13 protein-coding genes and 1 riboswitch are annotated in these 15,161 nt (G+C 69.5%); of the genes, 10 read left to right on the forward strand and 3 right to left on the reverse strand.

Going from position 1 to position 15,161, the window contains the following annotated elements; all coding sequences use genetic code 11:
• The first annotated feature begins 119 nt into the window (after positions 1–119).
• The 9 genes from ACP26O_RS25500 (at position 120) to ACP26O_RS25540 (ending at position 10,389) form a co-directional block, all read left to right on the forward strand.
• Complete coding sequence (locus ACP26O_RS25500; protein WP_011660423.1) at positions 120–1,796, forward strand: methyl-accepting chemotaxis protein; 1,677 nt, start codon at positions 120–122, stop codon at positions 1,794–1,796.
• Complete coding sequence (locus ACP26O_RS25505; RefSeq protein WP_006750237.1) at positions 1,793–2,305, forward strand: chemotaxis protein CheW; 513 nt, start codon at positions 1,793–1,795, stop codon at positions 2,303–2,305. Before ACP26O_RS25500 ends, ACP26O_RS25505 begins: the two co-directional genes overlap by 4 nt.
• Entirely contained in the window at positions 2,302–3,939 is a 1,638-nt protein-coding gene (locus tag ACP26O_RS25510) for a CheR family methyltransferase (protein ID WP_175663191.1), read from the forward strand. The genes ACP26O_RS25505 and ACP26O_RS25510 overlap by 4 nt, the downstream gene beginning before the upstream one ends.
• Before the next feature lie 45 nt (positions 3,940–3,984).
• On the forward strand, positions 3,985–4,698 hold the full coding sequence (locus ACP26O_RS25515; protein WP_175659629.1) for a chemotaxis protein CheW: 714 nt from the start codon (positions 3,985–3,987) through the stop codon (positions 4,696–4,698).
• Positions 4,695–7,004 (forward strand): hybrid sensor histidine kinase/response regulator, encoded by a 2,310-nt coding sequence (locus ACP26O_RS25520; protein ID WP_175663190.1) that lies wholly within the window; start codon positions 4,695–4,697, stop codon positions 7,002–7,004. The genes ACP26O_RS25515 and ACP26O_RS25520 overlap by 4 nt, the downstream gene beginning before the upstream one ends.
• On the forward strand, positions 7,001–8,020 hold the full coding sequence (locus tag ACP26O_RS25525; RefSeq protein ID WP_011660428.1) for a chemotaxis response regulator protein-glutamate methylesterase: 1,020 nt from the start codon (positions 7,001–7,003) through the stop codon (positions 8,018–8,020). Before ACP26O_RS25520 ends, ACP26O_RS25525 begins: the two co-directional genes overlap by 4 nt.
• A gap of 59 nt (positions 8,021–8,079) precedes the next feature.
• Positions 8,080–8,183, forward strand: a riboswitch (Fluoride riboswitch).
• A gap of 79 nt (positions 8,184–8,262) precedes the next feature.
• Entirely contained in the window at positions 8,263–9,504 is a 1,242-nt protein-coding gene (locus ACP26O_RS25530) for a voltage-gated chloride channel family protein (RefSeq protein ID WP_175663189.1), read from the forward strand.
• 49 nt (positions 9,505–9,553) lie between these two features.
• Positions 9,554–9,811 (forward strand): hypothetical protein, encoded by a 258-nt coding sequence (locus tag ACP26O_RS25535; protein WP_426284310.1) that lies wholly within the window; start codon positions 9,554–9,556, stop codon positions 9,809–9,811.
• On the forward strand, positions 9,808–10,389 hold the full coding sequence (locus ACP26O_RS25540) for a hypothetical protein (protein WP_175663188.1): 582 nt from the start codon (positions 9,808–9,810) through the stop codon (positions 10,387–10,389). Before ACP26O_RS25535 ends, ACP26O_RS25540 begins: the two co-directional genes overlap by 4 nt.
• 18 nt (positions 10,390–10,407) lie before the next feature.
• Here ACP26O_RS25540 and ACP26O_RS25545 read toward each other — a convergent pair whose 3' ends face one another.
• Together ACP26O_RS25545 and ACP26O_RS25550 are read right to left on the reverse strand one after the other, a co-directional pair.
• Positions 10,408–11,121: a riboflavin synthase subunit alpha gene (locus tag ACP26O_RS25545; RefSeq protein ID WP_175663187.1), complete on the reverse strand. Its 714-nt coding sequence runs from the start codon at positions 11,119–11,121 to the stop codon at positions 10,408–10,410.
• Positions 11,122–11,341: 220 nt separating this feature from the next.
• Complete coding sequence (locus tag ACP26O_RS25550) at positions 11,342–13,204, reverse strand: ABC transporter ATP-binding protein (RefSeq protein WP_175663186.1); 1,863 nt, start codon at positions 13,202–13,204, stop codon at positions 11,342–11,344.
• 500 nt (positions 13,205–13,704) lie between these two features.
• Here ACP26O_RS25550 and ACP26O_RS25555 point away from each other — a divergent pair, with 500 nt between their 5' ends.
• Positions 13,705–14,586: a Dyp-type peroxidase gene (locus tag ACP26O_RS25555; protein WP_105830080.1), complete on the forward strand. Its 882-nt coding sequence runs from the start codon at positions 13,705–13,707 to the stop codon at positions 14,584–14,586.
• Positions 14,587–14,719: 133 nt separating this feature from the next.
• Here the strand turns inward: ACP26O_RS25555 and ACP26O_RS25560 are convergent, their stop codons facing one another.
• Positions 14,720–15,121 (reverse strand): OsmC family protein, encoded by a 402-nt coding sequence (locus ACP26O_RS25560; RefSeq protein WP_006753360.1) that lies wholly within the window; start codon positions 15,119–15,121, stop codon positions 14,720–14,722.
• Positions 15,122–15,161: the final 40 nt, after the last annotated feature.

A 15,161-nucleotide genomic window follows, 5' to 3' on the forward strand; every position in this document is an offset into this window, starting at 1 on the left:
TTCGCGGCGCGGCCCCCCGGTGCCGTGCCGCCCGCAGACGATGCGCTCGTGGCGCGCCGTGCGGCGTGCAGGCGGGCGCGGTTTTTTTCAACGCTGATTTTAGAAAGCCCATAACGAACATGGCCACCGTGACGCCCCGCGCGACCAATGAAAGTCTGCATCCGACGATCGGCGCTGGCCGGCTGACGCTCGGCAACCGCATCCTGCTCAGCTTCGGCGTGCTGTTCGTGCTGATGCTGGTGACCGCCGGCGTGTCCTACGAGCGTCTGCATGCGATCAACACCGAAGCCGTCAGCATCGAACGCGATTCGCTGCCCGGCGTCTATCTCGCGGCGTCGCTGCGCGGCTCGGTCAACGAATCGTTCGCGATGCTGCAGCAGGCGACGTTCGTCGATACCGATCCCGAACTCGTGCAGCGCGATTTCGCGAAGATCTCCGAGGCGCTCAAGGAAGTCGAGTCGTTGTCGGTCGACTACCAGAACACGACGTTCCGCGATGACGACCGGCAGCGTTTCTCGACGTTCCGCGGTTCCTACGATCGCTACGTGCCGCTGCTCAACGATGCGATCCAGAAGAGCCGCGTGTCGCGCGAGGAAGCCGTCGCAGCCTACGCGCGGACGCTGCCCGCATGGACCGAAGTCGTGCGCAACGCGAATATCCTGGTGCAGGAGAACCGCAAGTTCGCCGACACTTCCGCGAAGCTGATTCGCCAGTCCGTGCAGGACACCGAGGTCGTGCTCGCGCTGGCGCTGGGCCTCGTGCTGCTGTCCGCGCTCGCGCTCGGCTACGGGCTGTTCCGCGCGGTCACCGTGCCGATGGCGCGGCTCGTGGAAGTGCACGACGTGATGCGCACCGGCAACCTGACGCGCCGCCTCGATCTGCGCCGTCATGATGAGTTCGGCACGCTGGAAACGGGCTTCAACCGGATGGCCGACGAACTGACCGAGCTCGTCGCGCGCGCGCAGCAGTCGTCGCTGCAGGTGACGACGTCGGTGGCCGAAATCGCGGCGACGTCGCGCGAGCAGCAGGCGACCGCCAACGAAACCGCGGCGACGACGACCGAGATCGGCGCGACGTCGCGCGAGATCTTCGCGACCTCGCGCGACCTGCTGCGCACGATGAACGAGGTGGCCGGCGTGGCCGAGCAGTCGGCGACGCTCGCGGGCGCGAGCCAGAGCGGCCTCACGCGGATGGGCGAGACGATGCGCAGCGTGATGGACGCGGCCGGTTCGGTGAACGCGAAGCTCGCGATCCTCAACGAGAAGGCGCTGAACATCAACCAGGTCGTCGCGACGATCACCAAGGTGGCCGACCAGACCAACCTGCTGTCGCTGAACGCGGCGATCGAGGCCGAGAAGGCCGGCGAGTACGGCCGCGGCTTCGCGGTCGTCGCGACCGAGATCCGCCGCCTCGCCGATCAGACGGCGGTCGCGACCTACGACATCGAGCAGACGGTGAAGGAGATCCAGTCGGCCGTGTCGGCGGGCGTGATGGGGATGGACAAGTTCTCCGAGGAAGTGCGCCGCGGGATGCTCGACGTGCAGCAGGTCGGCGGGCAGCTGTCGCAGATCATCGCCGAGGTGCAGACGCTTTCGCCGCGGTTCCAGATGGTCAACGAAGGGATGCAGACGCAGGCGAACGGCGCGGAGCAGATCACGCAGGCGCTGTCGCAGCTGTCGGAAGCCGCACAGCAGACGGCCGAATCGCTGCGCCAGTCGTCGCAGGCGATCGATGACCTGACGCTGGTCGCGAACCAGTTGCGCACCAGCGTGTCGCGCTTCAAGGTCGACGCGTGACGCGCGCCGAGTCGCACGGCGGCGCGCATGCGCTGTTCCTGATGTTCGAGCTCGACGGCGAGCGCTATGCGCTCGACGCGGCCGACATCGACGAAGTGTTGCCGCTCGCGACCACCAAGGTCGTGCCCGGCGCGCCCGACTGGATCGCCGGGCTGCTGATGCGCGGCGGTCAGCCGGTGCCCGTGATCGACGTGCCGATGCTGGCGCTCGGGCGGCGCGCGCATGCGCTGCGTTCGACGCGGCTGGTGATGGTGCGCTACCGCGTCGAGCCGCTCGACCGCGAGCGCGTGATCGGCCTGATCGTCGAGCGCGCGACGCAGACGCTGCGAATCGATCGCACGGCATTCCGCGCCAGCGGCGTGTCGACCGCGCGCACGCGCTGGCTCGGGCACGTCGCGAACACGCCTGACGGAATCGTGCAGCAGGTGTCGGTATCCGATCTGATCGACGACGTTGCGCGCCTGTATCTGTTCGACGGCCTGCCGGGCCACGGAGGGGAGTCCGCATGAAAGAATCCGATTCGCGATTTCGCGGCTGGCTGCTGCGCGAGACCGGCATCGACCCCGATTCGCTCGGCAACGATTTCCTGAGCCGCGCGCTGACCGAGCGCGTGCACGCGCTGCAGAGCGACGGCGAGCGGCTGCCGTCGGCGGCGCGGCCGGCCGTCACGCCGGAGGCGCTCGACGCTTACTGGCAGCAGCTCAACGCGTCGGCCGACGAACGGCGCGCGCTGATCGAGCTGTTCGTCGTGCCGGAGACGTGGTTCTTCCGCGATCGCGAGGCGTTCGCGACGCTCGCGCGGCTTGCACTCGAGCGGCTTGCCGCGACGCCCGGGCGTGTGATCCGCGTGCTGAGCGCGCCGTGCTCGACCGGCGAGGAGCCGTATTCGGCGGCGATGGCACTGCTCGACGCCGGGCTCGATCCGGCCAGCTTCATGATCGATGCGCTCGACCTGAGCGCGCGCGCGATCGAACACGCGCGGCTCGGCTGCTACGGGCGCAATGCGTTTCGCGGCACGGCCACCGAGTTCCGCGCGCGCTACTTCACGCCGGCCGCCGACGGCTGGCTGCTCGACGAGCGCGTGCGTGCGCGCGTCCAGTTTCGCCAGGCAAACCTGATCGAACCGGGCGTCGATACGGGCATTCGCTACGATTTCGTGTTCTGCCGCAACGTGCTGATCTACTTCGACCGCGACGCGCAGGACCGCGTGATCGGTTCGCTCGAAAGCTGGCTCGCCGACGACGGGATGCTGTTCGTCGGTCCCGCCGAAACGGGCGTCGCGATGCGGCACGGGATGCGTTCGGCGCGCGTGCCGCTGGCGTTCGCGTTTCATCGCGATCATGGCGGTGCGGCGGTGGGGGCGGTGGCGGACGCGAGCGCGGCGCGGTATGCGGCACCGAGGCCCGCGCCCGCGCCCGCGGTTGCGCCGTACCGGCGTGCCGAGCGCTTGACGGTGGCGCCGCCCGCCGCGGCGCGCCCGCTGCTGGCCGTCGTGCCGCCGACGTGGAGTGGTAACGCGGCGTCGCCCGCCGGGCTCGCGCCGGCCGAGCGCCCGACGGCGTTCGAGCGGCTGGCCGACCTGCGCGCCGGCTCGCTGACCGTCGCAGCCACCGCAGGCCACGCAGGTCACGCAGCCCACGCAGGCCATGCAGCCCACGCAGGCCATGCAGGCCATGCAGGCCATGCAGGCCATGCGGCCAGCGCGACCAACGCGGCCAACGCGGCCAACGCAACCACCGCAGCCCGCGCAGCCCACGCGACCAACGCAGCCACCGCAGCCACCGCACCCAACGCAGCCAATGCACCCAACGCAGCCCCGCCACCACCACCCGCCGACGCCGCCACCCCAACGCTCGAGGAAGCGCAGGCGCTGGCCAACGCGGGTGCGTTCGACGAGGCTGAGCGCGTGCTCGCGCGATTCTCCGCGCACGCCGGGCCGCACGCGGACGCGTTCTACCTGAACGGGCTGATCGCGGATGCGTGCGGGCGTGTCGCGGAAGCGGGCGACTTCTACCGGAAGGCGCTATATCTGCGGCCGACGCACCACGAAGCGCTGACGCATCTGGCGACCTTGCTCGACGTCGGCGGCGATGGCGCCGGCGCGCAATGGCTGCTCGAGCGTGCGCGACGCGCGGCAGGGTGATGAGAATACGGGTTGGGAGCCGACATCGGGATGACCGAGGAAAGAATGAACCGCGACGCCGTTGCCACTGACGACACGACGATCGGCGTCGACGATTGCTGGAACCGGATCGGCACGCGCGGCGACCGCTCGTGCGAGCGGCTGGCCGACTGCCTGCGCTGCCTGAACTGCCCGGTGTACGCGTATCACGCGGCGAAACTGCTTGAGCGCCCGCTCGGCGCGGCCGAGATGGCCGACGCCACGCGGCGGATCAGCGCGTTCGACGCGACCGGCGCGCACGGCGGCGACGATACGCGCCAGGCGGCGCTGGCGTTTCGCGTTGCCGACGAGTGGCTCGCGCTGCCGATCGGCGTGCTGCGTGAGATCGCCGGCACGCGCCGGATCCATTCGCTGCCGTATCGCCGTCATTCGGCCGTGCGCGGCGTGGTCAACATTCGCGGCACGCTGCGCATCGCGATCTCGATCGGCGCGCTGCTCGGCCTCGAGGCGGGCAACGGCGGGAGCGGCGGCAGCAGCGGCGACGACGGCCGCTTCACACGACTGCTGGTCGCCGCGCACCAGGGCGAGCCCGTGGTGTTTCCGGTCGACGAAGTCGAGGGCGTGCTGCGCTTCGGCGCCTCCGAATGGGTGCCCGTGCCGGCGACGGTCGGGCGCGCGAGCGCCGGCCTGTCGCGCGGCGTGCTGTCGTGGCGCGGCAAGTCGGTGGGCCTGCTCGACGACGATCGGCTGTTCGACGCCGTCACACGGAGCATGCGATGAGCGGCGATGACGATCTGAGCCACCTGTCGCTGCTCGAGCTGTATCGCGAGGAGACGCGCACGCAAACCCAGGCGCTGTCCGAACGCCTGCTCGCGCTCGAATCGGGCGAGCCCGATTCCGTCGCGCTCGAGGCGTGCATGCGCGCCGCGCACTCGCTGAAGGGCGCCGCGCGCATCGTCGGCGTGCCGCTCGGCGTCGAGATCGCGGGGCGGATGGAAGAATGCTTCGTCGCCGCGCAGGCCGGCACCATCGCACTGACGGCCACGCATGTCGACGTGCTGCTCGCCGGCGTCGACCTGCTGGTGCGCGTCGCCGATCCGCAGGCGCCGCCCGTATCGTCGGCGGAGATCGACGCGTTCGCGCTGGCGCTCACGGGCGCCGACGGCACGCACGCGATGCCGGCGCCGGCCTTCGCGCCGCCGCCGGCGCCGCCGTCCAGCGTGCCGTTTCGCGATCACGACAGCGCCGCGAACGAGCCCGTCGGAGCCGGTGCCGCGGTGCCGCCGCTCGCACTATCGGCGGCGGTGCCCGATCCGGTCCCGGCGGGACGTGCGGCCGGCGCGGGCGCGATGCGCCGCGTGCGGGCCGATACGCTGAACCGGCTGCTGAGCCTGTCCGGCGAGTCGCTCGTCGAATCGCGCTGGCTCAAGCCGTTCGCGGAATCGATGCTGCGCGTGAAGCGCGCGCAGCGCGATGCGGCCCGCTCGCTCGATCTGTTGTACGAACGGTTCGCCGACGAACTCGATGCGGGCGTGCTCGCGTCGGTCAACGAAGTGCGGCACATGCTCAACGACGTGCAGCGTTCGCTCGCCGAGCGCATGGAAGAATTCGACCGCTTCGAGCGCCGCAGCACGCACATCGCCGAGCAGCTGTACGACGAGGCGCTTCAATGCCGGATGCGCCCGTTCGGCGACGCGACGCGCGCGTATCCGCGCATCGTCCGCGATCTCGCGCGCTCGCTCGGCAAGCAGGTGCGCTTCTCGATCGTCGGCGAAGGCACGCAGGTCGACCGCGACATCCTCGACCTGCTCGACGCGCCGCTCGGCCACCTGCTGCGCAACGCGATCGATCACGGCGTCGACTCGCCCGACGCGCGCCGCGCGCGCGGCAAGCCGGCCGAGGCGAGCGTGACGCTCGAAGCGCGCCACAGCGCCGGCTCGCTGCTCGTCAGCGTGATCGACGACGGGCCGGGCGTCGACATGGACGCGCTGCGCGCGGCGGTCGTGCGCCAGCGCCTGACCGACGACGAGACGGCCGCCCGGCTGTCCGATCCGGAATTGCTCGAATTCCTGCTGCTGCCGGGCTTCTCGATGCGCGATGCGGTGACCGACGTGTCGGGGCGCGGCGTCGGCCTCGATGCGGTGCAGGAGATGGTGCGCGGCGTGCGCGGCGCGGTGCGCATCTTCAACGAGCCCGGCGCGGGCATGCGCTTCGTGCTGCAGCTGCCGCTCACGCTGTCGGTGATCCGAAGTCTGCTGGTCGAGGTCGGCGGCGAGCCGTACGCGTTCCCGCTCGCGCACGTGCGCCGCACGCTCGAACTCTCGCACGACGACATCGACGTGCTCGAAGGACAGCCGCATTTTCCGTTCGACGGCCGGCGTGCGGGGCTCGTCGGCGCGCATCAACTGCTCGATGCGGGTGAGCCCGCCGTCGCGCGCACGAGCACGGCGGTCGTGGTCGTCGGCGGCGAGCCCGAGCTGTACGGCGTCGCCGTCGACCGCTTCCTCGGCGAACGGATGCTCGTCGTGCAGCCGCTCGACAGCCGCCTGCAGAAGATCCAGAACATCGCGGCCGGTGCATTGCTCGAGAACGGCGACCCGGTGCTGATCGTCGATGTCGAGGACCTGATCCGCTCCGTCGACAAGCTCGTGCGCGGCGGCCAGCTCGCGAAACTCACGCGCGATCCCCAGTTCGCGCGAGCCGACCGGCGCCGCCGTGTGCTCGTCGTCGACGATTCGCTGACGGTGCGCGAGCTCGAACGCAAGCTGCTGGAAAAGCGCGGCTACGACGTGACCGTCGCGGTCGACGGGATGGACGGCTGGAACGCGGTGCGCAGCGATGCGTTCGACCTGGTCGTCACCGACGTCGACATGCCGCGCATGGACGGGATCGAGCTCGTCACGCTGATCAGGAGCGATCCGGCGCTCAAGCGGGTGCCCGTGATGATCGTGTCGTACAAGGATCGCGACGAGGATCGCCGGCGCGGGCTCGATGCCGGCGCCGACTACTATCTCGCGAAGAGCAGTTTCCACGACGAGGCGCTGCTCGATGCGGTGCACGACCTGATCGGCGGGGCACGCGGATGAACATCGGCATCGTCAACGATCTGCCGCTTGCCGTCGAGGCGTTGCGCCGCGTGATCGCGCGGCGCAGCGATCACCGCGTGCTGTGGGTGGCAACCGACGGCGACGAGGCGGTGGATTTCTGCGTCGCGCATCCGCCCGACCTCGTGCTGATGGACCTCGTGATGCCGAAGCTCGACGGCGTGGCCGCGACGCGGCAGATCATGGCGCGTGCGCCGTGCGCGATCCTGATCGTGACCGCGAGCGTCAGCGCGAACACGTCGTCGGTCTACGAGGCGATGGGCGCCGGCGCGCTCGACGCGGTCGACACACCGACGCTCGCGCTCGGCCTGCCGTCGGATGCCGCGCCGCAGCCGCTGCTTGCGAAGATCGACCAGATCGGCCGGCTGCTCGAAAGCCGGACCGCGACGCTCGTGCCGCCCGTGCCGGCGCCCGCGCGCGGCCAGCCGACGCTGATCGCGATCGGCGCGTCGGCGGGTGGCCCGACCGCGCTCACCGCGCTGCTGCGCGCGCTGCCGGCCGATTTTCCGGCCGCGCTCGTGATCGTGCAGCACGTCGACCAGGCGTTCGCGCTCGGCATGGCGGAGTGGCTCGACGGCTATACGCGGCTGCCCGTGCGCGTCGCGCGGCCGGGCAGCGTGCCGCAGGCGGGCGAGGTGCTGCTCGCGGCGTCCAACGACCACCTGTGCCTGTCGCCGCGCGGCGTGCTTGGCTATACGCGGCATCCAGCCGAGACGCCGTACCGGCCGTCGATCGACGTGTTCTTCAACAGCGTCGCCGACGGCTGGCAGGGCGATGCGCTCGGCGTGCTGCTGACCGGGATGGGGCGCGACGGCGCGCTTGGGCTGAAGGCGATGCGCGCGAAGGGCTGCTACACGATCGCGCAGGACGAGGCGACGAGCGCCGTCTACGGGATGCCGAAGGCGGCCGCGGCGATCGGCGCGGCGTCCGCGATCCTGCCGCTCGACCGGATCGCGCCGCAGCTGATCTCGCGCGTGACGCGCGTGCCGCTCGACTGACGGTGGGCGGCGGCCCGGCCGGGCCGCATTGCGTGCGATGTGCGGCGTCGCGTACAATCGCCGCCAGCGGAGATGGCATGCCTCCCTGCGGTCGATCCCGGCGCCTCGCGTGCGGTTCGGCCCTCAACCGCCGGTTCGCCCGGCTGATGATGCCTGCGTGTTCCTGGGTCGTCAGGAGGTCGCAGGCCGTCCATGCGGTATTCTGCCGCCCAGGTTTTGATGTCCTGTCGAATCTGGAAATCATGTTTTTCTCGACTTCTGCCGATTTTTTCGCGACCGTGCGCTACGTGTGCCGCTGGCTCGCGCTCTCGGCCTTGCTCGGCGCGCTGGCCGGCACGGCTTCCGCGTTGTTCCTGCTTGCGCTCGACTGGGCGACCGGCACGCGCGTCGCGCATCCGTGGCTGTTGTGGGGGCTGCCGGCCGCCGGCTTCGCGACCGGCTGGGTCTACCACCGGTTCGGCCAGTCGGTCGCGCGCGGCAACAACCTGCTGATCGACGAGATTCACGACCCGAAGGCGCTCGTGCCGAAGCGGATGGCGCCGCTCGTGCTCGTCGCGACCGTCGTCACGCACCTGTTCGGCGGCTCGGCCGGCCGCGAGGGGACGGCCGTGCAGATGGGCGGCGCGCTCGCCGATCGCATCACGCACCTGTTCCGGCTCGATCGCGAGCATCGGCGCGTGCTGCTGATGGGCGGCATCGCGGCCGGGTTCTCGTCGGTGTTCGGTACGCCGCTCGCGGGCGCCGTGTTCGGGCTCGAGGTGCTCGCGATCGGCCGCGTCCGGTACGACGCGCTGCTGACCTGCGTCGCGTCCGCGATCGTCGCGGACGTCGTGTGCCGCGCGTGGGGCGTGCATCACACCGTCTATGCGATTCCGTTCGTGCCGGCTGTCTCGGCGACGGGGCTGGCCGCGACGGTCGTCGCGGGTGTCGCGTTCGGCGTCGTCGGCCGGCTGTTCGCGTTCGCCACGCATGCGCTGACCGCGTGGTTCCGGCGCGTCGTCCGCCATGCGCCGCTGCAGCCGGTGCTCGGCGGCGCGATCGTGGCCGTGGCGGCCACCGCGCTGAACGTGCCGCAGTATCTCGGTCTCGGGATTCCGACGATCGAGGCCGCGTTTCACGGGCCGCTGCCGGCTTACGATTTCGCGGGCAAGTTCGCGTTCACCGTCGTCACGCTCGCGTCGGGATTCAAGGGCGGCGAAGTGACGCCGCTGTTCTACATCGGCGCGACGCTCGGCAACGCGCTCGGGCAGGTGCTTGCGCTACCGGTGCCGGTGCTCGCGGGGCTCGGCTTCGTCGCGGTGTTCGCGGGGGCGGCCAACACGCCGATCGCGTCGACGATCATGGCGATCGAACTGTTCGGCGCGGATGTCGGCGTGTATGCGATCGTGGCCTGCGTGGTCGCCTATCTGTTTTCCGGGCACGCGGGGATTTATCGCGCGCAGCGGGTGGCGGTGGGGAAGGGCGCGCAGGTGGAGGCGGAGTGATGCGGGCGCGGAAGGCAGATTGGTCGCGGCTCCTGCGGGAGCGCGATGCATGTCCCGGCCTTATCTGAATGCGAATGAAGTCCACGAGATGCGCAAGATCCGCGATCGGTTCCCCGCGTTCATGCGCCTGAACTGCAAGCGGTTTGCGAGCGACGGCCCACCCGAACAGGTGGCGGCCGACATCGAACGCTTTATCGTGGCGTCGATGCCATCGGGTGGACACGGTCCGTATCCGGGCGTGGTCGATCGCCCGACGCGCCCATGCGGTATCTGCGGCCCAAGAAGCGAGGAGAACGACATTCAATGACGCTGGAAGACTTTCTGATCGAAGCGCGGCGCCTCGCCAGGCCATCCCGTCAATACCGCTTCGCGGACGACGGCGAACCCGTCACCGGCTACTGGCACGGGGTCGACGCCGGCGCGTTGTGCATCTCCATCGAGCGTGACGGCATGTGGCTGAACGTGCATCTCGACGCAAGCGGTGCATCAGGCCACGTGGAAACTACTACGCAACCTGTCCGTTCAGACCGCCCGCTGTGCCGATCCGACGCGATGTCGCTGCCGCCGGTCGATGCGGTGTTCCGCTTCGGCTCCGCCGCGATCGGCGCCTACCTCGACGCGCATGGCTGGCAGCGCGACTGGGGATTCAACGACAACTTCAAGGGCACGGCCGCGCACGACTATGCGCGCGAGTGGATCGCGCAATGCCCGCTCTACACGGGCGGCGTGGTGGCCGTCGCGGGCGGGTGGAACATGCCGTGGCCCGACGACGGGGACGAGCCAGTCGATCTCGAACTCGTCCTCTGGACGTTCGAGGAGTCGGAACCGTGGATCGAGGTGTTTTTCGACGGCAGCCGGTACTCGGTGATCCAGCGGATCACCTAGCACGCGGGTAATCACACGTTACTGCTTCGGCAGGCGCGCGACATTGCGCGCCAGCAGTTCCTCGATGTCGATGCCTTTTTCCGCCAGCAGCGCGGTGACGACGCCGTTCAATTCGCCGAGCGTTTCCTTGACCGACTCGCGGATCGTATCCACGACGACCTGGGTGCTGCGTTCGATCTCGATATTGACCTTGGCGTCGACGCCCTTCGCATCGAAGGTGGTCGCGCGGCGCGTTTCGGGAATCAGCCAGACTTCGAACCAGCCTTCGTCGCGATTGACGTCCGACACGGTCAGGCTGCAGCCGTTGATCGCGATATAGCCCTTCGCGAAGACATAGCGTTTGAAATCGGCCGGCACGCCGATGCGGATCATCCGATTGTGTTCGGAGGACGCGATGTGCAGGATGGTCCCCATGAAGTCGACGTGACCGGACAGCGGATGTCCGCCGATTTCCGCGCCGTCCTTCGCGGCCCGCTCCACGTTGACGCGGGCGCCGGTCGTCAGGTCGGCCAGCGTGGTGATTCGCAGGCTCGGCAACATCACGTCGAAGTCGATCAGCACCGGCGAGTGGATGGTCGTGACCGTCAGGCAGACGCCGTCGACCGACACGCTCGCGCCGATCTCGATATCGTCGGTGAAGCGCTCGGGGAATTCGATGCTGAACGTTCTCAGTTCGCCGTGATCCTTGATGGCGCCGATGGTCGCCACGCCCTGAACAATGCCTGTAAACATGATCGATCCCTTGTCGCAAATTGGCTGGCCGACATGATAAGTGATCCCGGCGGCGAGCACGCCGCGGCGCACGGTTCGGCGCCGGCGGGCACGGGCGGTGGACGTAAAAAAGGCCGTGCGCGCGGCACGGCCTCGATCCGGATCTGCGTCGACCCGATCCGGCGGCGATGACCGCGCCGCCGGGCCGGGCCGTGTTGCGTCGCGACGCGACGCGCTTGCGTCACACCTTCGCCGGCTCCCCTAGCGGCCCGGCATCGCGATCCGCGAGGCGCCGCGGCGAATCGGCGAGCCCTTTCGCCAGCTCCAGCGCCTGCCGCTCGAACAACCGGCGATACGTGCCGCCGTCGATGCGGATCAGCGCGTCGTGGCTGCCTTCCTCGATCACCTTGCCGCGATCGAGCACGAGCAGGCGGTCGAGCGAGCGCACCGTCGACAGCCGGTGCGCGACCACGAGCGTCGTGCGGCCGACCATCAGCCGCTCCATCGCCTGCTGGATCAGCAGCTCGCTTTCGCTGTCGAGGCTCGACGTCGCTTCGTCGAGGATCAGGATCGGCGCATCCGCGAGGAACGCACGCGCGATTGCGACACGCTGGCGTTCGCCGCCCGACAGCTTGATCCCGCGCTCGCCGACGAGCGTGTCATAGCCGTCCGGCAGCGCGACGATGAAGTCGTGCGCGCTGGCCAGACGCGCGGCGCGCTCGATCTCCGCGCGGCTCGCGTCGGGGCGTGCATACGCGATGTTCTCCGCAAGCGTGCGGTGGAACAGCACGGGCTCCTGCTGGACGATCGCGATCTGGCTGCGCAGCGAATCCTGCCGCACCTGCGCGATGTCCTGGCCGTCGATCGTGATGCGGCCGCCCGACACGTCGTACAGGCGCTGGATCAGCTTGATGAACGTCGTCTTGCCCGACCCGGAATGACCGACGAGGCCCACGCGCTCGCCGGGCGCGATGCGCATCGAGAAGTCGTCGTACAGCGGGACCGGATGATTGCCGTAGCGGAACGTCACGTGCTCGAAGCGGATCTCGCCTTGCCCGATCCGGATGGCCTGCGCGCCGGGACGATCGTCGATGCCGAGCGGCTGGCGCTCGAGCGCGACGAGCTCTTCCATGTCGTTGACCGAGCGCTGCAGGTTGCGGATATGCATGCCGACGTCGCGCAGGTAGCCCTGCAGCATGAAGAACATCGTCAGCGAGAACGCGATGTCGCCGACGCTCGCTTCGTCGTTCGCCCACAGCCGCAGCGCGACGCCGATCATCGCCGCCTGCATCGCGACGAGCATCGCCCCCTGCAGCCCGCCGTTGAGCGTGCCGCGCACCCACGTGCGGCGCGTGCGCTGACGCCACTTGCCGATCACGCGCGCGAGCCGCGCTTCCTCGCGCGTTTCCGCGCCGAACGCCTTGACGACCGCGTTGCAGCTCACCGCGTCCGCGAGTGCGCCGCCCATGCGCGTGTCCCACATGTTGCCGAGCCGCGCGGCCGGCGCGACAATGCCGAGCGACACGGCGACCGTCACCGAGATGTACAGCAGCGAACCCGCGCCGACGACGAACCCCATCACCGGCCAGTGCGTGCCGAGCAGCACGGTGGCGCCGACCAGCATCGTGACGGACGGCAGCAGCGCGATCAGCACCGTGTCGTTCAGCAGGTCGAGCGCCCAGATCCCGCGCGTGATCTTGCGCACGGTCGAGCCCGCGAAACTGTTCGCGTGCCAGTCGGTCGAGAAGCGCTGCACGCGATGGAACGATGCGGCGGCGATCTCGCTCATCATCTTCAGCGTGAGCGTGATGATGTTCAGGTAGACGCCTTGCCGCAGCAGCGTCGCGGCGATGCCGAGCGCGGCCAGCGTGCCGAACGCGACGAGGGCCGAATGCCATGCGGCGGCGCGCTCGGTCAGGCCGGTCGACAGCGCATCGACGAGGCGCCCGGCGAACAGCGGCGTGAGCACGTCGGCGAGCGCACCGAGCAGCGCCAGTGTCGTGATCGTCGCGATGCGTACCGGCTGCTTGCGCCAGTAGCGGAAAGTGAAGCCGAAGACGGCCTGGAATGCCTGGCCGCCCAGATGGGTGGTTTTTCTGGTCATATATCGTTGCCCGGCGCATCGCGCGACGGGACTTTCCGGTTCGGAGAACGTCGAAAACGCAACAGCCGGGCCGCGCGAACGACGCGGGCGGAGTGAAACGGGCTGTCGGGAAAGTGCGCGGGCCGGCGGGTCAGCGGAGAACCCGGGAGCCGGCGCGGACGACGGGCTGGATTAGCCGCGTCGCGAGACCACGTTCGGGAAGGCTGCTGGCATTCGGAACATCTGCACCTCCCTGAAGTGAATGATTGAAAGGGCGTCGAAAAGACGTGTAGGGAGTTTATCAGCAGTGCGGGACTCGCCGCAACGTCTGACGAATGCGGCGTTGCAGCGTCGATACGATCGGCCGGTCAGCATATTCGGCGTTTCGGCCCTTTTCCCCGCGTTCCGCGGGGCGGTCCCGCACCGCAAAAAGGTCGGCGTGCCGCATCGATTACACTTTGCGGTTGCGCGCCGGCCGCAGCGGCCCCGCGGATTCATCCCGAACCATTCCTGAGGAAACGATGAGCGACGTTCAGCAAGGCATCCTGGCTCCGATCGACACGGCGGCCCGGTACCTCACTTTCACGATTTCGGACAACGCCAATGTGGCAGCGGCGCTGAGGGCGTTGCGCGAGCTCGTCGACGGGCGCGGCACGGTCGCCGGCTTCGGGCATGCGCTGGCCGCGCACCTCGGGCGCCCGGTTCCGGGCCTGACCGAATACCCGGCATTCGCGGTGAACGACCGCACGCTGCCGATCACGCCGGCCGACGTGTGGGTCTGGCTGCGCGGCGACGATCGCGGCGATCTCGTGCTGCGCACGCGGGCGATCGAGCGGGCGCTGGCGCCGGCATTCGCGCTGCAGGACGCGGTCGACGGGTTCCGCTATTCGAACGATCGCGACCTGTCGGGTTACGAGGACGGCACCGAGAACCCGACCGGCGACGACGCGCTCGCCGCGGCGATCGTCACCGGGCAGGGCGCTGGGCTCGACGGCTCGAGCTTCGTCGCGGTTCAGCAATGGCTGCACGACTTCGACCAGATGGAGCGCATCGCGTCGGGCGACATGGATCACATCATCGGGCGCCGCCGCTCGGACAACGAGGAACTCGACGACGCACCCGAGTTCGCGCACGTGAAGCGCACCGCGCAGGAGAGCTTCGAGCCGGAGGCGTTCATGCTGCGCCGTTCGTCGCCGTGGTCCGATGCGCGTCGCGCCGGGCTCTATTTCGTCGCGTTCGGTTGTTCGTTCCGCGCGTTCGACGTGCAGATGCGCCGGATGAGCGGCGCCGACGACGGCATCGTCGACGGCCTGTTCCGCTTCACGCGGCCGCTGACGGGCGCGTATTTCTGGTGCCCGCCGGTGAAGGACGGCAAGCTGGACTTGTCCGCGCTCGGACTGTAAGCGCCGGACGATATCCGCAAACGGGCGGGCCGCGCATCGTGCGCGGCCCGCCCGTTTTGTTTGTGATGCGTCGATCGCGTGCGGCGCTGCGGTGCGAATTCCGTCCGCCCCCGCTCGCCCGGCACCGCGCGCGTCAGTTCAGCGTCGTTTCGATGCGCGTGCCGCGCTTGATGAACAGCGTCACCGGCGTCTTCTCGCAGATTTCCGCGAGACGCTGGCGCTGCGCGTCGTCGAGCGGACCCTCGAGCGTGACGGTGCGGCGCACGTATTGCTGGCCTTCGCGATCGGCATGCAGTTCGGTGTGCACGTCGATGCGCACGGCCGGCCACGTCTTGCGCTGCATGTACATGCGCAGCGTGGCGGCCGTGCATTGCGCGAGGCCGGCGAGCACGAACTCGAACGGCGCCGGCCCGAGGCCCTGGCCGCCTTCGCGCGGCGCTTCGTCGCCGGTCAGCGCATGCGTGCCGGCCTGCAGCTGGACGACGTAGTCGGGCGCGTCGGCGGCGAGGGTGGCGGCAGCGTGGATGAGCGGCATGGCAAGTCTCCGGTAAGCGGGAAAGAGGGGGCCGCGACGA

It is taken from the genome of Burkholderia sp. R-40, from assembly GCF_049942845.1.
GTDB lineage: Bacteria > Pseudomonadota > Gammaproteobacteria > Burkholderiales > Burkholderiaceae > Burkholderia > Burkholderia ambifaria.